22 protein-coding genes are annotated in these 23,238 nt (G+C 63.4%); 11 read left to right on the forward strand and 11 right to left on the reverse strand.

What is annotated here, in order from left to right; translation table 11 throughout:
• The first annotated feature begins 46 nt into the window (after nucleotides 1–46).
• Entirely contained in the window at nucleotides 47–1,717 is a 1,671-nt protein-coding gene (locus tag DXH78_RS05450) for a methyl-accepting chemotaxis protein (RefSeq protein ID WP_210209511.1), read from the forward strand.
• 115 nt (nucleotides 1,718–1,832) lie between these two features.
• Here the strand turns inward: DXH78_RS05450 and DXH78_RS05455 are convergent, their stop codons facing one another.
• Nucleotides 1,833–2,276 carry a YraN family protein gene (locus tag DXH78_RS05455; protein WP_115516106.1) on the reverse strand — a complete coding sequence of 148 codons (444 nt, stop codon included), beginning with the start codon at nucleotides 2,274–2,276 and terminating at the stop codon, nucleotides 1,833–1,835.
• 2 nt (nucleotides 2,277–2,278) lie between these two features.
• Entirely contained in the window at nucleotides 2,279–3,193 is a 915-nt protein-coding gene (rsmI, locus tag DXH78_RS05460; protein ID WP_115516107.1) for a 16S rRNA (cytidine(1402)-2'-O)-methyltransferase, read from the reverse strand.
• A gap of 267 nt (nucleotides 3,194–3,460) precedes the next feature.
• On the opposite strand from rsmI, the gene DXH78_RS05465 reads away from it, so the two are divergent.
• Complete coding sequence (locus DXH78_RS05465; RefSeq protein ID WP_115516108.1) at nucleotides 3,461–4,594, forward strand: penicillin-binding protein activator; 1,134 nt, start codon at nucleotides 3,461–3,463, stop codon at nucleotides 4,592–4,594.
• Nucleotides 4,595–4,624: 30 nt separating this feature from the next.
• Here DXH78_RS05465 and hemW read toward each other — a convergent pair whose 3' ends face one another.
• From hemW to DXH78_RS05505, 8 genes are all read right to left on the reverse strand, one after another.
• Complete coding sequence (gene hemW, locus DXH78_RS05470) at nucleotides 4,625–5,794, reverse strand: radical SAM family heme chaperone HemW (protein ID WP_115516109.1); 1,170 nt, start codon at nucleotides 5,792–5,794, stop codon at nucleotides 4,625–4,627.
• A 115-nt stretch (nucleotides 5,795–5,909) separates the two neighbouring features.
• On the reverse strand, nucleotides 5,910–6,545 hold the full coding sequence (rdgB, locus tag DXH78_RS05475) for an RdgB/HAM1 family non-canonical purine NTP pyrophosphatase (RefSeq protein WP_245416740.1): 636 nt from the start codon (nucleotides 6,543–6,545) through the stop codon (nucleotides 5,910–5,912).
• Complete coding sequence (rph, locus tag DXH78_RS05480) at nucleotides 6,545–7,264, reverse strand: ribonuclease PH (protein WP_115516110.1); 720 nt, start codon at nucleotides 7,262–7,264, stop codon at nucleotides 6,545–6,547. Before rph ends, rdgB begins: the two co-directional genes overlap by 1 nt.
• A gap of 75 nt (nucleotides 7,265–7,339) precedes the next feature.
• Nucleotides 7,340–7,633 carry a copper-binding protein gene (locus DXH78_RS05485; RefSeq protein ID WP_115516111.1) on the reverse strand — a complete coding sequence of 98 codons (294 nt, stop codon included), beginning with the start codon at nucleotides 7,631–7,633 and terminating at the stop codon, nucleotides 7,340–7,342.
• Between the two features lie 24 nt (nucleotides 7,634–7,657).
• Nucleotides 7,658–8,122, reverse strand: a complete 465-nt coding sequence (locus tag DXH78_RS05490) for a cupredoxin domain-containing protein (protein ID WP_115516112.1) — start codon at nucleotides 8,120–8,122, stop codon at nucleotides 7,658–7,660.
• A 12-nt stretch (nucleotides 8,123–8,134) separates the two neighbouring features.
• Nucleotides 8,135–9,517: a multicopper oxidase family protein gene (locus tag DXH78_RS05495; protein WP_115516113.1), complete on the reverse strand. Its 1,383-nt coding sequence runs from the start codon at nucleotides 9,515–9,517 to the stop codon at nucleotides 8,135–8,137.
• Between the two features lie 13 nt (nucleotides 9,518–9,530).
• On the reverse strand, nucleotides 9,531–10,937 hold the full coding sequence (locus DXH78_RS05500) for a TolC family protein (RefSeq protein ID WP_245416741.1): 1,407 nt from the start codon (nucleotides 10,935–10,937) through the stop codon (nucleotides 9,531–9,533).
• Nucleotides 10,938–11,075: 138 nt separating this feature from the next.
• Nucleotides 11,076–11,471, reverse strand: a complete 396-nt coding sequence (locus tag DXH78_RS05505; RefSeq protein ID WP_115516115.1) for a hypothetical protein — start codon at nucleotides 11,469–11,471, stop codon at nucleotides 11,076–11,078.
• Between the two features lie 180 nt (nucleotides 11,472–11,651).
• Here DXH78_RS05505 and hrcA point away from each other — a divergent pair, with 180 nt between their 5' ends.
• The 5 genes from hrcA (at nucleotide 11,652) to DXH78_RS05530 (ending at nucleotide 17,394) form a co-directional block, all read left to right on the forward strand.
• On the forward strand, nucleotides 11,652–12,746 hold the full coding sequence (gene hrcA / locus DXH78_RS05510) for a heat-inducible transcriptional repressor HrcA (protein WP_115516116.1): 1,095 nt from the start codon (nucleotides 11,652–11,654) through the stop codon (nucleotides 12,744–12,746).
• Nucleotides 12,747–12,859: 113 nt separating this feature from the next.
• Nucleotides 12,860–13,504, forward strand: coding sequence for a nucleotide exchange factor GrpE (gene grpE / locus DXH78_RS05515; protein ID WP_115517734.1), 645 nt, complete (start codon nucleotides 12,860–12,862; stop codon nucleotides 13,502–13,504).
• A gap of 214 nt (nucleotides 13,505–13,718) precedes the next feature.
• Complete coding sequence (locus DXH78_RS05520) at nucleotides 13,719–14,549, forward strand: EfeM/EfeO family lipoprotein (protein ID WP_115516117.1); 831 nt, start codon at nucleotides 13,719–13,721, stop codon at nucleotides 14,547–14,549.
• Between the two features lie 34 nt (nucleotides 14,550–14,583).
• Nucleotides 14,584–15,960: a cytochrome c peroxidase gene (locus tag DXH78_RS05525; RefSeq protein ID WP_115516118.1), complete on the forward strand. Its 1,377-nt coding sequence runs from the start codon at nucleotides 14,584–14,586 to the stop codon at nucleotides 15,958–15,960.
• Between the two features lie 42 nt (nucleotides 15,961–16,002).
• Nucleotides 16,003–17,394 (forward strand): carbohydrate porin, encoded by a 1,392-nt coding sequence (locus DXH78_RS05530; protein ID WP_115516119.1) that lies wholly within the window; start codon nucleotides 16,003–16,005, stop codon nucleotides 17,392–17,394.
• Nucleotides 17,395–17,445: 51 nt separating this feature from the next.
• Here DXH78_RS05530 and DXH78_RS05535 read toward each other — a convergent pair whose 3' ends face one another.
• The gene (locus DXH78_RS05535) at nucleotides 17,446–18,399 is read right to left on the reverse strand and encodes a hypothetical protein (RefSeq protein WP_147292577.1); all 954 of its coding nucleotides are present in this window, start codon (nucleotides 18,397–18,399) and stop codon (nucleotides 17,446–17,448) included.
• A 340-nt stretch (nucleotides 18,400–18,739) separates the two neighbouring features.
• Here DXH78_RS05535 and dnaK point away from each other — a divergent pair, with 340 nt between their 5' ends.
• The 4 genes from dnaK (at nucleotide 18,740) to DXH78_RS05555 (ending at nucleotide 23,238) form a co-directional block, all read left to right on the forward strand.
• A complete protein-coding gene (dnaK, locus tag DXH78_RS05540) occupies nucleotides 18,740–20,647 on the forward strand; it encodes a molecular chaperone DnaK (RefSeq protein ID WP_115516121.1) in 1,908 nt (635 codons plus the stop codon).
• A 96-nt stretch (nucleotides 20,648–20,743) separates the two neighbouring features.
• Nucleotides 20,744–21,892 carry a molecular chaperone DnaJ gene (gene dnaJ / locus DXH78_RS05545; RefSeq protein WP_115516122.1) on the forward strand — a complete coding sequence of 383 codons (1,149 nt, stop codon included), beginning with the start codon at nucleotides 20,744–20,746 and terminating at the stop codon, nucleotides 21,890–21,892.
• Nucleotides 21,893–21,987: 95 nt separating this feature from the next.
• On the forward strand, nucleotides 21,988–22,590 hold the full coding sequence (locus DXH78_RS05550) for a class I SAM-dependent methyltransferase (RefSeq protein WP_115516123.1): 603 nt from the start codon (nucleotides 21,988–21,990) through the stop codon (nucleotides 22,588–22,590).
• Between the two features lie 66 nt (nucleotides 22,591–22,656).
• Nucleotides 22,657–23,238 carry an NADPH-dependent FMN reductase gene (locus DXH78_RS05555; protein ID WP_115516124.1) on the forward strand — a complete coding sequence of 194 codons (582 nt, stop codon included), beginning with the start codon at nucleotides 22,657–22,659 and terminating at the stop codon, nucleotides 23,236–23,238.

Raw genomic sequence — 23,238 nt, forward strand, 5'->3', positions numbered from 1 at the left:
AGGATGCGGGAACCCACGATCTATGCCGCGTTGAATGGGGCCGCAAGTGACTTTGCCGAAGCTTTCGATCGCCGCCAAGCTCTATGCGATCTTCGCATTGATGGCCATCACCGCCCTGGCGCTGTCGGGGTCGGCCATCATCAATGCCCGCCATTATGCAGCGCTTTCCGACCGCTACGAATCCGCGATCTCCGGTACCCAGAATATCGAACGTATCAATGGCCTGATTTACGCCGTGGTCGCCGAGTCCCGCGGCATCTATATGCCGAACGACGACCAGGCCCGGCGCCAGTTCGTCGACGGGCTCGGGTCGTTCCTGACCCGCATTGAAAACCTCATGGTCGAGTGGAAGAAGACTGTGGGTGAAGACGACGCGGCCCTGTTCGACCGCTTCTCAAAGCGAGTCGCCGAGTTCGTCGCCTATCGTCGCGAACTGATACGTCTGGCCGTCGAGGTCAATGCACAGTCCGCGCGCGAGTGGGGCGAGGCAAGCCGCGACGCCCGCAAGGCGCTCAACGCCGATCTGAATGCCTTGTCCGAACACTACTCCGGCCGGGCCGATCACGTTTACGGTCAGATCAACGGCGATATCGATCAGGGCGTATGGTGGTTGGCGGTGTTTGCGGCGCTGGCGGCCTTTGCCACGATTGCCTTGCTCTTCATCGCTCGCGGCATCGTCAAGCCGCTGACCGCAATCACGCGCGTGACCGAAGCCGTGGCCGGCGGCGCGCAGATCACGTCGATTCCGTACAGCAACCGCGAGGATGAGATCGGCGCCATGGCGCGTTCGATCGAAATCTTTCATCGCGCAATGCTGCACAATCGCGAACTCAATCAGACCGTGCTGCAGGACGCCGAAAGCCGCGCCGTCCGCCAGCGCGAGATCAGTCAGGAAATCACCCGCTTCTCAAGCGACGTCGAAATGACCTTGTCGGAGCTGGGACAGATCTCCGACCAGATGCTTGCCGCCTCGACCCAGCTGGCCAAGGCTGCCGACGACGCCACCGCCAAGACCGCGCGCGCGGAAAGCGCGTCCTCGGAAGCGTCAGCCAATGTCCGGGACATTGCCTCCGCCGCGGATCAGCTCTCGGCTTCGGTCAATGAAATCGACCGTCAGGTCGCGCAGTCGAATGCGATCGCGTCGAAGGCGGTCAGCGAGGCCGGCCAGACCAATCACGCGGTCAAGGAGCTCGGCGAGGCCGCGGCGCGCATCGGCGATGTCGTGAAGCTGATCACCGATATCGCGGAGCAGACCAATCTGCTGGCGCTCAACGCCACGATCGAAGCGGCGCGCGCTGGCGAAGCCGGGCGTGGCTTTGCCGTGGTCGCCGGCGAGGTCAAGGCGCTGGCGGGTCAGACCAGCCGCGCCACGGAAGAAATCAGCGCCCAGATCGCCGGCATGCAGCGTGCGACCACAACATCGATCGCGGCGATCAGCGCCATCGAACAGACGATCCGTGAGATCGGCAACATTTCCAGTGCGATTGCCGCCGCGGTGACGGAGCAGGGTGCGGCGACCAGTGAAATCGCGCGCAGTGTCGAGACTGCCGCGCAGCGCACCATCGAGACGGCCAAGGAAGTCAATCTGGTCGGCACCGCCACCGCCGACACCCGCGCCAGCGCCGGTACGGTCAAGGCCGTCTCCGACGATCTCGGTCAGGTTGCGCACCGCATCCGCTCGCAGGTTGATCAGTTCTTCGAGCGGCTGAGCGCTTAACGCTCTCGTCATTCCGGGGCGCTTGCGCGCAAGCGAACCCGGAATCCAGCTACATACTCCGCCGCGCTGTGTCTGGATTCGGGTCCGGCACTTCGTGCCGTCCGAGAATGACGTATTACAGTTCGAAGGCGCCCTGGATGTGTTGCGGCAGCTTGCCGGGCGCGATCAGGATGGCGTCAAAGCGCAAATCCTTGAACACGACCTGCGGATTTTGCGCCAGCCAGATCTCGGCGGCGGCGGCAATGCGCGCACGCTGGCGCGGCGTCACCGACTCCGCTGCTTCATCGAGCGAGGCGCGGGCTTTCACTTCGACGAAAATGACCGTGTGTCGCCGCCCCGCCACGATGTCGATTTCGCCGGCGCCTGAGCGAAAGCGCCGCGACAGGATGCGATAGCCTTTGCCGATCAGCCATGCCGCGGCGAGACTCTCGGCTGAAATGCCGCGATTGAATGCGGCCTGACGTTCGGGATTGGCTTCCGGCTTCTGCGCTTTTGGTCGCAGGCCCGGTACGCGCGGATGGCGCGGCAACGGGGGCGATGGCGTGCCGCTCTTTGCCATGCTCAGTCGCCCTGGTCTTTGCTCAGCTCGAGCGCGCGCTGATAGACATCGCGCCGCGCGCGGCCCGTGGCCGAGGCCACTTCGCCGACGGCGTCCTTCACCGACACGCGCGCGAGCGCATCGCGCAACATTGTGTCGATGTCGCTGTCGGCGGTTTGCCGGTCCGGTGGCGGTGCGATGACGATGACGATCTCGCCGCGCGTCTCGGCATCGCCGGCGTAGTGTTCCGCCAGTATTGGCAGCGGCGCGCGGCGAACCTCCTCGTGCAGCTTGGTGAGCTCGCGGCACACGGCTGCCTCTCGCAAGTCCAGACCCGCCGCGAGATCGGCAAGCGAGGCGCCAAGCCTCGGCCCGGTTTCAAACACGATCAGCGTTGCCGGAATCGCTGCCAGCTCCCCGATGCGCTTCTGCCGCGCGGCTTGCTTCGGCGGCAGGAAGCCCTCGAAGAAAAACCGGTCGCTCGGCAGGCCGGACAGTGACAGCGCCGCGAGCGCCGACGATGCACCGGGCACGGTCGTCACGGTGTGACCGGCATCGATCGCCGCGCGCACCAGCCGATAACCTGGATCGGAGACCAGCGGCGTGCCGGCATCCGAAACCAGCGCCACCGTCTGGCCCTGGTCGAGCCGGGCCAGAATCTTCGGCAAGGCCTCGTCCGAATTGTGCTCGTGGTAGGCCGTCAGCGGTGTCGCAATGCCGTAGCGTTCGGCGAGCTTGCGGGTGACGCGGGTATCCTCGCAGGCGATCATGTCTGCCGCGGCGAGTGTCGCCAAGGCTCGGAGGCTGATGTCGCCGAGATTGCCGATGGGCGTTGCCACCAGATAAAGGCCGGACTCGAGCGCCGGTGCCTCGATGTCAGTGCCCAAAGGCGCATAGCGCCGCGATGTGGTCCGCTCGGACATGGTCTTGCCGGTCATGGCGGCACTTTAGCGTCTTGCCGGGGCGAGGCATGGTTTTGTGCAGCGTTTTTGCGCAGCATTTCGCGTGGAGTTTTGCCTCGGCAGAAAAAGACGTGGGCAAATTGCCGAATTCCCTCGTCTTTTCATGATCTTAACTTTTGCGGGACAAAATGGGCGTTAGGGGTTACGACTCGACGATGATCCGTCGCGGATGAGGGAACGGGGTTTTTGGGAACGCGAACTGACACTCCGGGGGCAACACGGCGCAGTTTTGGCGAGGCGGCAATGGCCGCCGCGCTCTCTCTTCTTCTGGCCGCCTGTACGGGCGGCGCGCTCGACCGTCTGGGCGGTGAACCGCCTCCGGCCGCAGAACCGGTGCAGCCCGCGCAGATCGGCGCTGGGCAGGTTCGCGTCGGCCTGATCCTGCCGCTGTCGGCGCAAGGCAATGCCGGCATTGCCGCGACCTCGATGAAGAACGCCGCCGAAATGGCGCTCGCCGAGTTCAAGGAACCCAACATCCAGCTTCTCGTAAAGGACGATGGCGGCACGCCGCAGGGCGCGCAGGCCGCGGCCCAGCAGGCGCTCGCCGAAGGCGCCGAGATCATTATCGGGCCGTTGTTCGCGCAGTCGGTCAGCGCGGTCGGCGGCGTTGCGCGCCAGCGCAACATCCCGGTCATCGCTTTCTCGACCGATGCCAGCGTCGCCGCGCGCGGCGTTTATCTCCTGAGCTTCCTGCCGGAGTCGGACGTCAAGCGCATCGTCGATTTCGCGATATCGCGCGGCAAGCGTTCGTTTGCTGCGTTGCTGCCGGACAATGCCTATGGCGCGGTGGTCGAAGCTGCATTCCAGCAGGAAGTGGCGCGCCGCGGCGGCCGTGTTATCGCGCTGGAGAAGTATCCGCTCGATCCCGCGCGCATGGGCGAAGCCGTGCGCCGCATCGCTCAAGCGTCGAGCCGCGCCGATGCGATCTTCATTCCGGACGGCGCTGACGCCGTGCCGCAGGTGGTGCAGCAACTCGCGGCCAACAATGTCAATCTCAAGCGTGTGCAGTTACTCGGCACCGGCCTGTGGGACGAGCCGCGCATTTTCGAGACGCAGGCTTTGGCCGGCGGCTGGTACGCGGCGCCGGACAATGCCGGGTTCCGCAGTTTCGCGCAGCGCTATCGCTCGCGTTACGGTCAGGACCCGGTGCGTACGGCGACGCTCGCCTATGACGCGGTGGCTCTGGTCGCGGCGCTGGTGAAGACGCAAGGCGCCCAGCGCTTCAGCGAGCAGATTCTCACCAACGGTTCGGGTTTTGCCGGCATCGACGGCGTGTTCCGCTTCAAGAGCGACGGCACCAACGAACGCGGCCTTGCCGTGCTGCGCGTTGCGCCGGGCGGCGGCCAGCCAGTCAGCCCGCCGCCGAAGGCGTTCTAGGAACGCGCTGACGCGCGTTCCGGAATGACGTTAAGCCGCCAGATCCGCGACCACTGCATCGAGCAGCGGGAAGCCCGATGGTGTGACGCGCAGGCGGCCATCGGCCATGGTCTCGACCGCGCCACCATCCATCAAAAACGCCAGCCGGCTGGGATCGAGCGTGCGGCCCGACAACGCCGCAAAGCGCTTGGGATCGATGCCTTCGACGAGACGAAGGCCCATCAGCAGAAATTCGTCGGCGACTTCACCGGGCTGCAATTTCTCATCGACGGTGAGGCCGACGCCATTTGTATCGACGAGATCGAGCCAGGCTTCCGGCTTGCGCTCGGTCTCGGTGGCGTAGCGGCGGCCATCGACATTGAGCCGGCCATGCGCACCGGGACCGACGCCGGCATATTCATGGCCGCGCCAGTAAACGAGATTGTGCCGGCATTCGCTGCCCGGCCGCGCGTGATTGGAAACTTCATAGGCCGGCAGACCGGCATCGGCGCAAAGCTGTTGTGTAAGGTCGAACAGATCACGCGCCAGGCCTTCTTCCGGCATCACGAGCTTGCCGGCCTTGTGCAGGCCGAAGAACGGCGTGCCGGGCTCGATGGTGAGCTGATAAAGCGACAGATGCTCGGCGGCTTCCGCGATGGCGCGGTTGAGTTCAAGCGCCCAGGCCTCGAGCGTCTGGCGTGGCCGCGTGTAGATGAGATCGAATGAGTAGCGATCGAAGATCGAGCGGGCGACGGCGATGGCGGCGAGCGCTTCCTCGGCGCTGTGCAAACGGCCAAGTTCCTTCAACGATTGATCGTCGAGCGCCTGCACGCCGAGCGACACGCGGTTGACGCCGGCGGCGCGATAGCCGCGGAAGCGCGTCGCCTCGACACTGGTCGGATTGGCTTCGAGCGAAATCTCGGCGTCACCGGCGAGCGTCCAGTGTTTGCCGATGGTGTTGATAATGCCTTCGACCGTCGTTGGCTGCATCAGCGATGGCGTGCCGCCGCCGAAGAACACGGAGGATACCGTGCGCGGTCCGATGCGCGCTGCGGTGCCAGCCAGTTCGGCCTGTATGGCGGCGAGATAGCGCGTCTCATCGTAACCGCCATGGCGGACATGGCTGTTGAAATCGCAGTACGGACACTTCGACAGGCAGAACGGCCAGTGGACGTAAACGGCGAAGTCCTGATCGGGCGCAACGGTATTGGTTAACGACATGTAAACAATATAGGCCCGGACGCGCGTCGCGGCCAGCTAAACCGCAATTCGGCTGCGGACAAGTATTTAAAATTTTAGCGAATTGTCTTTGCCGCCAATCCGGTTCCGGAATGACTTACGGCTTCAAACACGCCGTCGCCAGCATCACGAAAGCGCGGGCACGGTGCGAAAGTCCCATGCCTTTGGGCGGCAGACCGTGCTTTTCGTCGGCCGTCATCTCGCCGAAGGTGCGGTCATGACCGACGGGCAGGAATAGGGGGTCGTAGCCGAAGCCCGCGGTTCCCTTCGGCGGCCAGACGATGACACCGTCAACGCGGCCTTCGAATTCTTCAACATGGCCGTCGGGCCAGGCAACGCACAATGCGGCGATGAAATGCGCGCGGCGCTGTTCCGGCGAGGTCGCGCCTTTCTCGACCAGCAGAGTCTGGATCTGGTTCATGGCGCCGCGGAAGTTCTTGTCGGGCCCAGCCCAGCGCGCGGAGTAGATACCGGGATCGCCGCCGAGCGCATCGACGCACAAACCGGAGTCGTCAGCGAAGGCCGCTTGGCCCGTCACCTTTGCGGCTGCCGATGCCTTGATGCGGGCGTTTGCGGCGAAGGTCGTGCCGGTCTCGTCGGGTTCGGGAAGATTGAGCTCGGCCGCCGATGTCGCCGCGATGTTGTACGGCGCCAGCAGCTCGCGCATCTCGGCGAGCTTGCCGGGATTATGCGTGGCAATGACGACGGAGCCTGTAAGCTGGCGATGCGCCACTAACCGATCGCCATTTTCTGCAGTTCAATGAGCTTGCCTGTGCCCTTGCGCGCCAGCGCGAGCAGCGCGAGCAACTGCTCTTCGCTGAACGGCTCCTTCTCGGCAGTGCCCTGAACTTCGATGATGTTGCCTGAGCCGGTCATGACGAAATTGGCGTCGGTATCGGCTTCCGAATCCTCGGCGTAATCAAGGTCCAGCACTGCGGTGCCTCTGAACACACCGCACGACACCGCGGCGACGTGATCGCGCAGCACCTTGGCATCGGTCTTGAACATGTCGCGTGTCTTCATCCAGGCGAGGCAATCGGCCAGCGCCACCCAGGCGCCGGTGATCGAGGCGGTGCGGGTGCCGCCGTCGGCCTGGATGACGTCGCAGTCGATGGTGATCTGGCGTTCGCCGAGCGCCTGGAGATCGACGATGGTGCGCACCGAGCGGCCGATCAGGCGCTGGATTTCGACGGTACGGCCGCCCTGTTTGCCGGAGGCGGCCTCACGGCGGGTGCGGCTATGGGTGGCGCGGGGCAGCATGCCGTATTCGGCAGTGACCCAGCCCTTGCCCTGACCCTTGAGCCACGGCGGCAGACGTTCCTCGAGGCTCGCGGTCACCAGAACGTGGGTTTCGCCGAATTTCACGAAGCAGGAGCCTTCGGCGTATTTGACCACACCTCGTTCCAGAGACACGGCGCGCATTTCATCAGGCTGGCGCTGGCTCGGACGCATGGGCTTGCTCCTCGTGATCGCATGAAAATCGCCGCCGGGCCTTGTAAGTGCGCCCGGCGGCGGCGGCAAGCAGTCTTATTTGGCCTTCTCGATTTTCGTCACGGTGAACTGGCCGTTGACGTTCTCAGCGTCGAACTTGATCTTGTCGCCGCTTTTGGCCTTGTCGAGCAAGCTCTTGTCCTTGACGGCAAAAACCATCGTCATGCCGTCATCCATCTCGAACTTCTTGATCGGCCCGTGCCGGATCGTGATCTTGCTCGCCGATGCATCGACCTTGGTGACGGTGCCGTCGATCATCGCCGTCTGCGTCAGGGCGGGTGAGGCGCCGAGCAGCCCGGACAGAGCCATCGCCAGAACAAGTTTCTTCATGTCGGTCTCCTAGGGTTGGTGATGCTACTTGACGCTCGCCGTGCCGTGCATGCCGGCTTCGTAATGGCCGGGAATGAGACAGGCGAATTCGAACGTGCCTGATTTCGTGAACCGCCAGAAAATCTCCGCCTTCTGACCCGGTTCGAGACTCTTCGAGTTCGGTTCGTCGTGTTCCATATGAGGAAACTTCTTCATCATTTCGGCGTGCTTCTTGTTGTCCTCAACGCTTGCCAGAATGAACTCGTGCTTCACCTCGCCTTTGTTCTCCAGCACGAAACGTATCTGTTCGCCCTTTTTGACCGCCACGCTGTTCGGTTCGAACCTCATCTCGCCTTCCTTGTCGGTCATGACGACGGTGACCGTGCGCGACGGCTTTTTCGGACTACCGGGGGCACCGGCCGCGTATGTCTCGCCGTGGGCGCCGGCGCCGGAAATGCCCGCGGCGGTGATGGCCAGCGCGGCGGCGATCGAGAGTGCAAGAGATTTCATGTCGTTGCTCCTTCAATGATTGCTGTGGCTTTTCGGTCCCGGTTTCACGACCGAGAGTTCGACATTGCTGGGATTTGCCGGGACGCCGCTGCGGCGGGTGGCGTCGGGAACGGCACCCTTGAACTCATACGCGACGGTACCCGGCGGATGCTTGTAGGGACCGGGATCGTTGTAATCGTCGCGCGCAAGGCCTTCGCGCACCTTCACAACAGAGAACATGCCGCCCATTTCCAGCGGGCCGAACTGGCCGAAACCGGTCATCATCGGCAGCGTGTTGTCCGGCATCGGCATTTCCATCGAGCCCATTTCCGCCATGCCTTCCGTGCCCATCGGCATGTAGTCGGGAAACATCTTACGCACCGCTGCGGTGAGATCCTTCTGCGGCGTGCCGATGAAGGTCTTCACGTCGTGCCCCATGGCATTCATTGTGTGATGCGATTTGTGGCAATGGATCGCCCAGTCGCCGGGCTCATCAGCGACGAACTCGATCGCCCGCATGCCGCCGACGGGAATGTCCGTCGTCACTTCCGGCCAGCGCGCGCTTTCGCGCACCCAGCCGCCGTCGGTGCCCGTCACTTCGAAATGCGGGCCATGCAGATGGATCGGGTGGTTCGTCATCGTCAGGTTGCCGACGCGGATGCGCACGCGATCGCCCTTGCGGACCACTAACGAATCGATGCCGGGAAACACACGTGTGTTCCATGTCCATAAATTGAAGTCGGTCATGGTCATGACCTTCGGTAGCGAAGTGCCGGGATCGATGTCGAAGCTGCTTAGAAGAAAAACAAAATCACGGTCGACGCGCCGCTCCTGCGGATCGCGCGGATGCACGACGATAAAGCCCATCATGCCCATGGCCATCTGCACCATTTCGTCGGCGTGCGGGTGATACATGAACGTGCCGCTGCGCCTGACGGCGAATTCATAGACGAAGGTCTTGCCCGGCTTGATGTGCGGTTGAGTCAGGCCGCCAACGCCGTCCATTCCATTCGGCAGCACGAAACCGTGCCAATGAACCGTTGTATGCTCTGGCAATTTGTTGGTCACGAAGATGCGCACCTTGTCGCCTTCGACGAATTCGAGCGTCGGACCCGGTGATTGACCGTTATAGCCCCACAGTCTGGCGGTCATGCCCGGGGCCAGTTCGCGTTCGACAGGTTCGGCGACGAGGTGAAACTCCTTCCATTCGCCGTTCATGCGCCAGGGCAGGGACCAGCCGTTGAGCGTGACGACCGGCTGATAAGCCGGGCCGCTGGTCGGCGCGAGCGGCGGCTGCATGGCCGGTGACGTCGTTGTCACGGCCTCAGGAATCGAGGCGGCCTGCACGCGGCCGCTGATGGCGGCAGCGCCGGCAAGAACAGCCGATGTGCCGATGAGGTTGCGTCGTGTGATCATGGTGTTGCTCCGTTCAATGGCCGGCCGGCTCGCTGGTGCCGGCCATCGCGGTTGTGTTGGATGACGAGTCGCTCGACGCGCCCGCGCCGCCGATCACGGCTGCCTGCAGGTCGGCGCTGGCGAGCCAGAAGTCGCGCAGCGCTTCGATGGCATTGGCGTTGGCAGCGATCCTCTGCCGCGCCTCTGTGAGCAAGGCGAAAACGTCGATCTGCATCGCACCGTAGCGAAGCATCAGTTCTTCCGAGATCGTATTGCGCAGCGGCAGTACGTCACGCTGGTAACGCGCTGCGACATCGTAGCTGGTGCGATAGTTACGATAGGCCTCGCGCGCCTCGGAACGGGCATTGACGGCCTTCTGCGCGAGCCGATTGACGGCTTGCATGTAGGTCTGCTCGGCTTCGCGTGCGCGCGCCTCTCCAAAATCGAAGAGCGGCACCTGCAAGGTCAGTTCGAAGCCGCTGTCGTGCGAGTGCTCGCCCGTCGTCCGTTCTTCCTTTCGCTTGTCGATGAAATCACCCTCAAGCACGTTGATGAAGCGGGTGGCCTTGGTGAGTCCGTAGGATTTCGCGAGCGAGTCGAGTTCGCTACGGGCGATTTTGAGATCGACGCGGCCTTTGAGCGCTTCATCCTCCACTGTCTTTATCGACGGCGGCCGGTTGGGTAGTGACGGTAGCCGCGCCGGCAACTTGAATGCGAGGTCCTTGCCGGAGACGCCGAGTGCGCGGACCAGCCGTTCGCGTTCGGACGTGGCGCGCTGCCGCGCCCGCGCAAGTTCGGTCGTCAGTTCTGTATGCAGCAATTGCTGCCGCGATTGGTCGAGCTTGTTCATCGCGCCGCTAGCCGTCATGCGCCTGGCAAGCTCGGCGGTTGTGGAAGAAGCGGCGCTTGACTGCTCAAGCAAGCTGGCTGCCTGCCGCGCCGCCACGGCGCGGTAGAACGCTTTTCGCGCGTCCGAGGCGACACGCAGCGTTTCGAGCGCGGCCGCAAGTTGCGCGCGATGGAAGCGCTCGGTGGCGATTTCCGCCCGCGCCGGCAATGTCAAAAGCGCGAGAATATTGGCGGCGATCTTTCGTTCGATCTCGATTTCCGCCGCGCCGGTGAGCCGCGAGATTGAAATCGACGGATTGGGCGGCAGCGATTGCTGCACGCGTTGCGCTTCCGCGATGCCCAACTCGTTGTAGGCGGCCTGCAGGCCGCGATTGTTGAACAAGGCGATCTGCACGGCCGTATCCGCGTTCAAGGTTCGCTTGAGCAGATCGTCGACCTTGGCACGCGCGGCCTCGGCCTCTTCGTCGTTGCGGATGGCGACGACATCCTTGCGTAAATGCCGCGCCGCGATGTCGGCCGTTACGCTCATGCCGCCGTCGGGCGAGAAACTTGCGCAGGCCGGCAGGAGCAGCAGGACCGAAAGAGATAGCAATTGCGTCTTATGACGCCACAGCGTCGACCGCCGTCCGAAGACAGAGGCCCGCGCGCACGTAGAGGCGGACATTCGAATTCCTCATCCGTCGATTGATGAAGCATGCGCGCGGCGGCTCACGCCACGCGACGGCCATGGTCAAATCGCGGCGAGGTTCCGCGGAGGCCTGTCGATGCGGCCGGAGCCGTGGCCCAGCAAGCTCGTGGCTGTTGGCAACGCTACTTGCGACAGGGCAAAAAACTGCGCGTCGAGAACGCCGAATACCACCGGGGTGACGGCCGATACGCAGAAGAGGCCGCAGCAGTCGGCGGGTGCGGTCTGATCGTTCCCGTCGGAAGCCGGCGCGGCGTGATTCGCATCCTCATGCGCCATTGTCGCGTGATCGCGGCCATCATGATGATCATGGCTCTGGGACGCGGCAGAGCGGTGGTGATCGGTCATTACGGTCAAGCAATGGGCGGCCGCGGCACTGCTGCTGGCGGCAAAGGCAGCGGTCGGCGCCACCAAAGTGAGCGCATAGAGCGCGACCGCCAAGGTCGCGGCTCGCTTCCGCCACTGACTGGTTAACCGCGCGAACAAAGGTCGAAAGCGTCCTGTTGAAGCCGAACCGGCAGCTCGGTACGGGGACAAAATGGCATTGTTGTGCCCGATCCTGCAAGCCTAGCTTGAATAGGGCAGTGGTAATGGTCAATTCTAGGGTAAGGAGTCAGCCCAGTGGCATCCCACGACGTCCCGATCGGCGCTTCACATGTCAGCCTCGCCGCGCTGAATGAGCGCTCGCGCGAGATTTTCCGCTCGATCGTCGAGAGCTATCTGACCACCGGCGAGCCGGTCGGCTCGCGAAATCTGGCGCGCATTCTGCCCATCACGCTGTCGCCCGCCTCGGTGCGCAACGTGATGTCGGACCTTGAGCATCTCGGTCTGGTCTTTGCGCCGCACACCTCGGCGGGGCGGCTGCCGACCGAACTCGGCCTGCGCTTTTTCGTCGATGCGCTGATGCAGGTCGGCGATCTCACCGAAGAGAGCCGCCGCAACATCGAAGCGCAAGTTGTCGGCGCCGGCAGCGGCAAGTCGGTGGAGGCGGTGCTGACCGAAGCGTCGCAGATGCTGTCGGGGCTGACGCGCTCGGCCGGCGTCGTGCTCACCGCCAAGGCCAATACGCGGCTCAAGCATATCGAGTTCGTGCGGCTGGAGCCGGAGCGGGCGCTGGCCGTATTGGTCGGCGAGGACGGGCAGGTGGAAAACCGCGTGCTCAACGTGCCTGCCGGGCTGCCGACTTCAGCGCTGATCGAAGCGGCGAATTTTCTCAATGCGCATATTCGCGGCAAGACCTTGTCCGATCTTCGCACCGAGATCGAGGCGACATTGGCGCAAGGCCAGGCCGAACTCGATCAGCTCACGCAGAAGATCATCTCGGCGGGACTGGCGAGCTGGTCGGGCGGCGATACCGAAGATCGCCAGCTCATCGTACGCGGCCATGCCAATTTGCTCGAGGACCTGCATGCGCTCGAAGACCTCGAACGCGTGCGCTCGCTGTTCGATGCACTGGAGACGCAGCGCGGCGTCATCGATCTGCTCGGCCGCGCCGAGGGCGGCGACGGCGTGCGCATTTTCATCGGCTCGGAGAACAAGCTGTTTTCGCTGTCCGGTTCCTCGACCATCGTCGCGCCATACCGCGATAGTGCAGGGCGTATTGTCGGAGTCATCGGAGTCATCGGTCCGACCCGCCTCAACTACGCCCGGATCATCCCGATGGTCGATTATACGGCGCGGGTAGTGAGCCGGCTGCTGTCCGGCTCGGGCCACTAAAGATTGGCATTTTAAGGACTTTTCCCCGGTTCGGGGCCGAAAAGCTTGATTTTTGACGTGGCAACCCTGATATCCGGGGAAACCTCCCATTAGTACGAATTGGATTGATCACGATGACGGACCCGACCGCGCGTAAGGCCGAGAACGAGAAGCCAGACGCCACGGTTCAGCAGACGCCGAACCCTGCCAATCCGAAGCCCTATGTGATGCCGGACGATCCGCAGGACGAGCAGGCCGATCCGCTCGTAGCCGCGCAACGCGAAGCCGCTGAGTACAAGGACAAGCTGCTGCGCACGCTGGCGGAGATGGAAAATCTGCGCCGCCGCACCGAGCGTGAGGTCGCCGACGCGCGCACCTACGGCATTTCCGGTTTTGCCCGAGACGTCCTCAACGTGGCCGATAATATCAATCGCGCACTCTCGACGCTGACGGCGGAAGCGCGCGACGCTGCCGATGCAGCCGTGAAAAGCGTTCTCGAAGGCGTCGAGCTCACCGAGCGCGAGCTTATCAAGTCGCTGGAAAAGAATGGCGTGAAGCAGTTCACGCCGCAGGGTGAGAAGTTCGATCCGAACAAGCATCAGGCCATGTTCGAAGTGCCGACCGCAGACGTGCCCCCCGGTCATGTCGCCCAGGTGATCCAGTCCGGCTACACGATCGGCGAGCGCGTGCTGCGCCCGGCGCTGGTCGGCGTGTCAAAGGCCGCGCCGAAGCCGGCACCGGCGAGCGACAATTCGCAGCCGAGCGGCGCCGGCCAGTAAGGCCGGCCTCTTCCGACAGATGACATGAAGGCCATGATCGCGCGCCGGGCGATACCGGCGCGCGTAAGTCTTTGTTTTTTCAAAGCCCGGCCTGCGGCAAGTTGTCGCTAGATTAGAACGGTTATAACCTATTGATTTGTAACGATTTTTCCGTTGACGGCAGTCTCCCTGCAGAACACAGTGCAGCGCAATTCACTGCGACAGGAGTCTGCCCATGTCCATCTTCACTGGCGCGACCACGCGCCTCGCGCAATTCGGCTTCACTGCGCTGGCCGTTGCCGCGCTCGTCGCTCCGGCGACCGCTGCGACCATGCAGGACGGCGTCAAGGCCTATAAGCCCTACATCGTCGAACGCATCGGCTCTGCCATTGCCGGCGCCAAGGAATTGCAGACGGCCGTGAAGGCCGGCGACGTCAAGGCGGCGCAGGCAGCCTGGATCAAGTCGCGCAAGGGCTGGGAGGCCATGGAGCCGGTGACGGCGGCCTATTTCGGCGATCTCGACAAGCTCATCGACGCCTGGCCGGACGGCAAGACCGGCTACCACGCCATCGAAGTCGTACTGTTCTCGGCCAACAAAACCGACGGCCTCGACCAGCCGGTTACGGAACTCCTCGCCAACATGGACAAGTTCGAGAAGCGGGTGAAGGCCCCGAACTTCGCCTTCACGTCGCAAAAGCTGCTCGAGGGCACTGCCAACCTCGCCTACGAAGTTGGCGAGGAAAAATCCGGCGGCGGCGAATCGCCTTATGCCGCGACCTCGATCATCGACATGCAGGAGAATGTCGCCGGCATCGAATTCGCCTGGAATTCGGTGTTCGCCGACACGCTGAAGAAAAAGGACGCCAAGCTCGCCGGCATCATCGACGAGCGCACGCAGAACCTGAAGAAGCTGGTCGGCGTCGCCGACATCAAGAGCATGGATGCCAAGAAGGTGCATATCGCCGGCGAGGAACTGGCCGCGCTGATGTTGACCGCCGCGCCGAAGCTCGGCCTCAAACCGTTCAAGGTCGGTGACGAGGACGAAGAGAAAAAAGAGAAGAAGTAGGACCGAGCGGGCACACCGGCGCCGGAGCCAAAAGATGACGATGCAGAAAACGATCCTGCCGATGGCCGCTGCCTTTATGCTGGCGGCCGCCGCGCCGGTCCTGTCGACCGCGGCGAGGGCAACGCCGGTGATCAGCAAGGATGCGACCTTGCCGGTCGGCAGCGAATTGAACGCGGAATTGCTCAACCAGCCGACCGAACTTTTCTCGATGGAGATGGCGGGCGGCAAGCGTTCCTATCTGTTCAATCTCGGCGACATGCTGTTTTCGTCATCTGCCATCTTCGGCGGCAAAGCGCGCGACGCCGGCATGAGCTGCAATTCCTGTCATCAACAAGGTGCCAGCAATCCGAAGCTGTTCGTGCCCGGCATGTCGAAGAAGCCGGGCACGTTCGATACGTCCGGCCCGTTCTTCAATGCCAAGGCCGACAACGGCGTGTTCGATCCGGTGACGACGCCGAGCCTGCGCGGCGCCAAATATCTGGCGCCCTATGGACATGACGGCCGCATCGCCTCGCTGCGCGAATTCGTTCGCAACGTCATTGTCAACGAATTCGCCGGTGCCGAACCATCGGGTCAGGTACTCGACGCGCTTGTGACCTATGTTAACGAGATCAGCTTTCTGCCGAACGGCAAAATCACTTCCGACGGAAAGCTGACCGCCAAGGCCCCGGATGCCGCGCGCCGCGGCGAAGCGGTGTTCAACAAGCCGTTCCGTCACGACGCGACCATGAGCTGCGCCACCTGCCATGTGGCCAATGCGGCCTTCGTCGATCGCAAGGTTCACGACATCGGCTCCGGCGGCTTCTTCAAGACCAAGACGCTCCTCAACGCCAGATTCAACGCGCCGTACTTCCATGACGGTCGCTACGACACGCTCGACGAAGTGGTTGCGCATTTCGACAGCCATTTCGATCTCGGCCTCAGCCAGGCCGAACGCAGCGATCTGGTCGCCTATCTCGACAGCGTCGGCGATGCCGACCGGCCGTTCACCCCGAATACCGTGGCAGCGGAAATCGACGAACTGGCCGACTTTGCGAGCGTGCTCGATGTCGCCATTCCAGCGCGCGATGCCGAGGTGATCCGGCTCACCGTTGATTCGGTTGGTGCCGAATGGCGAGAGGTCGCCGAGAAATTCCCCGACCAGAAGAACACATCCATCGACGGCGGCCTTGCTGAACGGCTCAAGGCGCGCGCCGCGGTACGCGACATGGTGCTGGCGCTGCGGCGCATTGCCATGGCCGCGCAGGCGGGCGATTTTGCGGAAGCGACAAGTATTTACGCCGAATACAAGCAGACCGTTGCAGCGGTAACGCCGTATCTGAGAACCGCGGAGCCGTGGTCTCTGTACAATCCGGCGGTTCATGAGCGGCATTTCACGGCGCTGCGCCGGCTCGCCGAATTGGCGAAATAAGGACGATTCAGCTAACGTCGTACTAACGGGCCTGGGGGTTTTATGTCTGCCGATTCAAAATTGCGCCGCTTGATCGCGGCGCTTGCCGCCGCTACTGCGCTGACCACCGTTGCGACAGGCGGCGCGTTCGCCAAGGACAAGCCCAAGGCGGAGCCCTCGATCTGGGAACGAGAGACGCTGACCGGCGATTGGGGCGGTCGCCGCACCGCGCTGAAAGAGAATAACGGCATCGAAATCACGCTGATTTACATCAGCGAAGTGCTCGGCGTCATGTCGGGCGGCATCAACCGCACTAGGAGCTATGAAGGCCGTCTCGAATTCTCGGTCGATACCGACCTGCAGAAGCTGATCGGTCTCGCCGGCGCCAAGACCCATTTCAAGCTGTACCAGATTCACGATGGCGGACGGAACGCGGCCGCCAATGTCGGTTCGATCGCCGACCCCAGCAATATCGATGCGCTTTCGACGACGCGCCTATTTACCGCCTGGTATGAGCAGAGTTTCGCCGACCGCTTCTCGTTGCGAGTCGGTCAGCTCGCAGCCGACGACGAATTCATCACCAGCCCGACCGCCGGCGGCCTGATTAACGGCACCTTCGGTTGGGCCGGGTTGCTGGCCTCCGACATCACCAATGGCGGCCCGGCCTATCCGCTGGCGGCGCCGGGCGCGCGGCTGGCGACGACCATCAACGATAATCTCACGCTGCTGACGGCGGTGTTCGCCGGCAATCCGGCGGGCCGGAGCAACTGCACGGTCACGGCGCAGGAGTGCAACGAGCACGGCCTCAATTTCGGACTCGTTGGCGGTGCGCTGTGGATGAGCGAGCTGCAATACGCGGTGAACCAGGGCAAAGGCGCGGTCGGCCTGCCGGCTGTTTATAAAGTCGGCGGCTGGTATTCGACCAACGACAGGTTTGCCGACCAGCGCTTTGGAGTCGATGCCGCGGGTGGGCGCGTGCTGCTGAGCGATCCGGCCTCGACCGGCGCCTATAATCACAAAGGCAACTGGGGCCTTTATGGCGTCATCGACCAGACGGTGCTGCAGGCCAGCGAACGCGCGTTGAGCCTGTTCCTGCGCGGCGGTTTCTCGCCGTCGGATCGCAATGCAATTTCCTATTACGTCGATGGCGGCGTCGGTCTGAAAGGACCGTTCAGCAGCCGGCCGAACGACACGCTCACTTTCGGCGTTGCCTATGCCAAGGTCAGCAAGGACGCGGCGGCGGCCGATATCGACGCCGGCAATGCCGTCGTGCGCAGCGAGGAAGTGGTGTTCGAGCTGAGTTATGCGGCGCAGCTGGCGCCGTGGTGGACGCTGCAGCCGGACCTGCAATACATCGTGCATCCCGGCGGCAATGTCGCGAACGCGAACGATCCCAACGGCGCGGCCATCAAGAACGCGTTCATTGCGGGATTGCGTAGCACGATCAAGTTTTAGTGCTTGTCATTCCGGGGCGCTGGCTTAAGCCCGCGCCCCGGGCTGACCGGATCAGCCTCGCGGCTCAATGCCGTCGCGGATGGCGCGGAAGCGGTTGAACATTCCGTCCCACTGCTGCTCCGGCGCAACGCCGACGATGCGCAGGAAGCCTGAACCGCCAAAACGTACCCACTGCACCAGCTTGACCGGCTTGCCGTTGACGCTTTCCGCCTGGGCGCGGATTTCATGGCCGGCGCCGTTCGAGATGCGCAGCGGTTCGGAGCTTTGCAGGCGCAGGTTCCGCAGCGGCGATTGCGCCAGCAGATCGGCGGCGAATTGCCCGCGATTGGCGGCATCCGGCGCGCCCTGGCCGATGGCGATGATCATGTAGGGATAGCTGGTGATGTCGTCTTCGACGCTGTCGATCAGGATCAAGCCGCCCGGCAACACCGACATCACGCGGAAGCCGGCCAGGTCATTGATCTTGAAGGGCATCATCGCGAGCTGCTCCTGCACCGGAGCCGGGCGGAAGGTGACGCTGCGCAGCGCGTCGCGCACCACCTTGTCGCTGTAGACGTCCATCGCCTTGTCGGGCACCTGCACGCTGACCAAAGTCGCAAGATCGCGCACCGGCCCGGTGGCCGACGACGCAATCAAAAACCATTTGTGAACCTTCTCGCCGTTCTCGGTGGCGGTGCCGGTCACCAGAACGCCCATGCCGGTCTCGAACGGGAAAGCCTCGCGTTTGAGGTTCTGCACCTCGGTCTGGCTTTGGGCGAAGGCCGAGCGTTCGAGGCCCTCCATCGCCGCCAGCGGCATGTCGAGGATGGTGATCGCGGCCTTGCGGTCGGCATCTTCAAAGCCGGGGAAACGGGTCGCCGGCGTCATCGTGGCGGGCGCGGTGAGGCCCACCCGAAGGCCGGGCGGGTACTGGGTCTGGGCCGCCGCGGGCAGGACGACGGCCACCAGCACGGCACAGAACGCCAGCAAGACAGCGAAAGACCGACGCGCCAATCGATGTGCCATGAGTTTCCGAAGTCCTGTCCGAATGTCCGATGGGTCGTTTGCCTAGCCGGGTCCGGCCCGAACGGCAACGGATAGGCTCCGGCCAAGGCTTTTTCGCGGTCCGTTGAGACAGTTAACCGGGGCGGCCGCTCGCATTTTCGTGATCGGCCCGCTTGCGGCCCCTAGGGCCCCTCCTATATGAGCTTCGAGCCGCTGAAATGGCGGTTATCGCTTATCCAGGGGGCTGGATCAGGGGTTCGCGGACGAGCCGCGGACACACCTTCGGGCGCCAAACAACCCAAGGGCAAATCCATGGGTTTCAGAGGCCCGTCCGGTCTGCCGCAATTGAGAGGTGTTTAACATGGGCAAGGTCATCGGAATCGACCTCGGCACCACCAACTCCTGCGTTGCCGTGATGGAGGGCAAAGCGCCCAAGGTCATCGAGAACGCCGAGGGCATGCGTACCACGCCATCGATCGTCGCCTTCACGGACGACGGCGAGCGGCTCGTCGGCCAGCCGGCCAAGCGCCAGGCGGTCACCAATCCGGAAAAGACGATCTTCGCGGTCAAGCGCCTCGTCGGCCGCCGCTACGATGACCCGATCATCGAGAAGGACAAGAAGCTCGTCCCCTACAAGATTACAAAGGCCAGCAACGGCGACGCCTGGGTTGAAGCCGACGGCAAGCAGTATTCGCCGTCGCAGATCTCCGCCTTCACCCTTCAGAAGATGAAGGAAACCGCCGAGGCTCACCTCGGTCAGAAGGTCGATCAGGCCGTCATCACCGTTCCCGCCTATTTCAACGACGCGCAGCGCCAGGCGACCAAGGACGCGGGCAAGATTGCGGGTCTTGAAGTTCTCCGCATCATCAACGAGCCGACCGCGGCCGCGCTCGCTTACGGCCTCGACAAGGCCAAGCAGGGCATCATCGCCGTCTACGACCTCGGCGGTGGCACCTTCGATATCTCGGTGCTCGAGATCGGCGACGGCGTGTTCGAAGTGAAGTCCACGAACGGCGACACGTTCCTGGGCGGCGAAGACTTCGACATGGTCCTCGTCAATTATCTCGCGGCCGAGTTCCAGAAGGAGCAGGGCATCGATCTGCGCAAGGACAAGCTTGCGTTGCAGCGCCTCAAGGAAGCCGCGGAAAAGGCCAAGATCGAGCTGTCGTCGACCACGCAGACCGAAGTCAACCTGCCGTTCATCACGGCGGATGCTTCCGGTCCGAAGCATCTGACGATTAAGCTGACGCGTGCCAAGCTCGAAGCGCTGGTCGACGACCTCATCCAGCGTACGATCGAGCCGTGCCGCAAGGCGCTCAAGGATGCGGGCGTTACCGCCGGCGAAATCAATGAAGTGGTCCTGGTCGGCGGCATGACACGCATGCCGAAGGTGCAGGAAGTCGTGAAGCAGTTCTTCGGCAAAGAGCCGCACAAGGGCGTCAACCCGGATGAAGTCGTCGCCATTGGCGCCGCCATCCAGGCCGGCGTTCTCCAGGGCGACGTCAAGGACGTGCTGCTGCTCGACGTGACCCCGCTCTCGCTCGGCATCGAAACGCTGGGCGGTGTGTTCACCCGCATCATTGACCGCAACACCACGATCCCGACCAAGAAGTCGCAGACCTTCTCGACCGCCGAGGACAATCAGAACGCGGTGACCATCCGCGTCTTCCAGGGCGAGCGGGAGATGGCGGCCGACAACAAGATGCTCGGCCAGTTCGATCTCGTCGGCATTCCGCCGTCGCCGCGCGGCATGCCGCAGATCGAAGTGACCTTCGACATCGACGCCAACGGCATCGTCAACGTGTCCGCCAAGGACAAGGCGACGAACAAGGAGCAGCAGATCCGCATCCAGGCTTCGGGCGGTCTGTCCGAGGCCGACATCGAGAAGATGGTCAAGGACGCGGAAAGCCACGCCGAGGAAGACAAGAAGCGCAAGGCCGCGGTTGAAGCCAAAAACCACGGCGAGGCGCTGGTCCACTCGACCGAGAAGGCGCTTTCCGAGCACGGCACCAAGCTCGCCGATGCCGAACGCGGCGCCATCGAGAACGCGATCGCCGACCTCAAGGAAGCCTTGAAGGGCGACGACTCCGACGCGATCCAGCAGAAGACCAATGCGCTGGCGCAGGCCTCGATGAAGCTCGGCGAAGCCATCTACCAGCAGGCGCAGGCCGGCAACGCGCCTGGCGGCGAAGCCGGTCCGAAGGACGACGTGGTCGACGCCGAGTTTACGGAAGTCGACGACGACAAGGGCGGCAAGAAGTCGGCCTGACGCAGCAGCTGAGACGCAACAAGAAACCTCGTTCCGAGAAACGCATCACGCGAATCGAAGAACGAGGTTTTCACTGTCCGGTGGGGATGATCTGAAGTGTCCAAGCGCGACTATTACGAGGTGCTCGGCGTTACGCGCACCTGCACGGAAGTCGAGCTGAAGGCCGCATTCCGCAAGCTCGCCATGCAGCATCACCCGGATCGCAATCCGGGCGACAAGGACTGCGAGCACAAGTTCAAGGAACTCAACGAGGCCTATGACGTGCTCAAGGACGGCGACAAGCGCGCCGCCTATGATCGCTTCGGCCATGCCGCTTTCGAGCAGGGCGGTGGTGGCGGGCAGCACGGCTTCGGCGCCGATTTCGCCTCGACCTTCTCCGATATCTTCGAAGATCTGTTCGGCATGGCCGGCCGGCGGGGCGGCGGCGGTTCGGGCCGTGAGCGCGGCTCCGACCTGCGCTACAACATGGAGATCACGCTCGAGGAAGCCTTCGCCGGCAAGAACGCGCAGATCAGGATTCCGACCTCGGTCACTTGCGAGGTCTGCTCCGGCACCGGCGCCAAGGCCGGCACCAAGCCGAAGACCTGTTACACCTGCGGCGGCGCCGGCAAGGTGCGCCATGCCCAGGGCTTCTTCACCCTGGAGCGTACGTGCCCAACATGCCACGGCCGCGGTCAGGTGATCGACGATCCGTGCTCGGCCTGCTCCGGCGCCGGCCGCGTGATGCGCGAGCGCACGCTGTCGGTGAACATTCCGGCCGGCGTCGAGGACGGCACCCGCATCCGCCTGTCCGGCGAGGGCGAGGCCGGCACGCGCGGCGGCCCGGCCGGCGACCTCTATATCTTCCTCTCGCTCGAGCCCCATGAGCTCTACCAGCGCGACGGCGCCGACCTGCATTGCCGGGTGCCGATCTCGATGGTGACGGCCGCGCTCGGTAGCGAGATCGATGTTCCCGCCATCGACGGCAGCGAAGCCAAGGTCAAAATTCCGGCCGGGACCCAGTCCGGATCGCGCTTCCGCGTGACCGGCAAGGGCATGCCGGTATTGAGGTCGAAACAAACTGGCGACTTATACGTTCAAGTCGCGGTGGAAACGCCCCAGAAGCTGACCAAGCGGCAGAAGGAACTGCTGGCGGAGTTCGAAAAGCTGTCTTCCGAGCATACCCAGCCTGAATCGTCCGGCTTTCTCAGCCGGGTACGAACTTTTCTGGACGGGCTCGGAAATCGGGGCAGCTATTCGGCCTGACCGGCTTGAGGCCTGACCACGGGTGCCCTATACCCCGTGACTGTTACGTGACATTATCGGGCAGTTCCTCGCCCGGCCCGGGTGCCCAGTCGCAAATGCAACCCCATCCAGTCGCCCGTGTCGTGAAGAAGCCGCTTCGTCTCGATGACGAGGTGCAATTCCTTCGGACCTGGTTTGAAAAGCCGCTACGCACCGGCGCGGTGATGCCGTCAGGCAAGCCGCTCGCGCGCCGCATGGCCCAGTGCGTCGATCCGGAATCGAGTGGTCCGGTAATCGAGCTTGGACCCGGCACTGGTCCGGTGACCGAGGCTCTTGTACAGCGCGGCATCGAACCAAAGCGACTGATCTTGGTCGAGTTCGATCCCGATTTCTGCCGCCTGTTGCGGACGCGCTATCCGGAAGCGACCGTGGTGCAGGGCGATGCCTACCGTCTGCGCCGTCTGCTCGAAGGCATCGTCCGCGAACCGGCGGCCGCGGTCGTGTCGGGCCTGCCGCTCATGACCAAGCCGCTGCGCACCCGCCTGCGCCTCATCTCCGACGCCCTGGCGCTGCTCAAGCCCAACGCGCCCTTCGTCCAGTTCACTTATGCGGTTGGCTCGCCAATTCCGAAGGACCTGCACGGCGTCTCCGGCAAACCGTCCGAGCTGATCTGGCTCAACGTCCCGCCGGCGCGCGTCTGGACCTATCGCGGCGTTTGAGATCGCCGCGTCGTCGTTCCTGTGACGACCAAGACAAGCGCGGCCACGATGGGTAAATTACCCGCTATGCCTGCGCCGAAAATTCTCACCTTCGCGGGATCGACCCGCATCGGCTCGCACAACGCCAAGCTTGCGGCTTTGGCGGCGAAGGAATTGACGCTGCTCGATATTGAGGTGACGCGTATCTCGCTGCAGGATTACGTGCTGCCGCTCTACGACGCCGATCTCGATGCGCGCAGCGGCCAGCCGGATGCCGCTTACAAGCTCAAGCACATGATCATGGCGCATCAGGGCGTGTTCATCGCCAGCCCCGATTATTCCGCCTCGGTGACGCCGCTTCTCAAGAACGCCATCGACTGGGTCTCGCACGTGCGTGAGCGCGGCGATCCACTCTATGCCGCGTTCAGGAACCGCGTTTTTGCCATTGCTTCGGTATCGCCCGAGCCGTCCGGCGGCCTGCATTCGCTGCAGGCGCTGCGGCAGATTCTCGAGATCGGCTGCGGCGCGCTGGTGATCCCCGAACAGCTCGCCATTCCGTCAGCCGACGAGGCCTTTGACGAGATGGGCAACATCGCCGATACCCACCTCGCCAACAAGTTTCATGCCCAGTTGTCGCGCCTCGTGGAGATGGCGCGGCTGGCGGGCTAG

The organism is Undibacter mobilis, assembly GCF_003367195.1.
GTDB classification, from domain to species: domain Bacteria; phylum Pseudomonadota; class Alphaproteobacteria; order Rhizobiales; family Xanthobacteraceae; genus Pseudolabrys; species Pseudolabrys mobilis.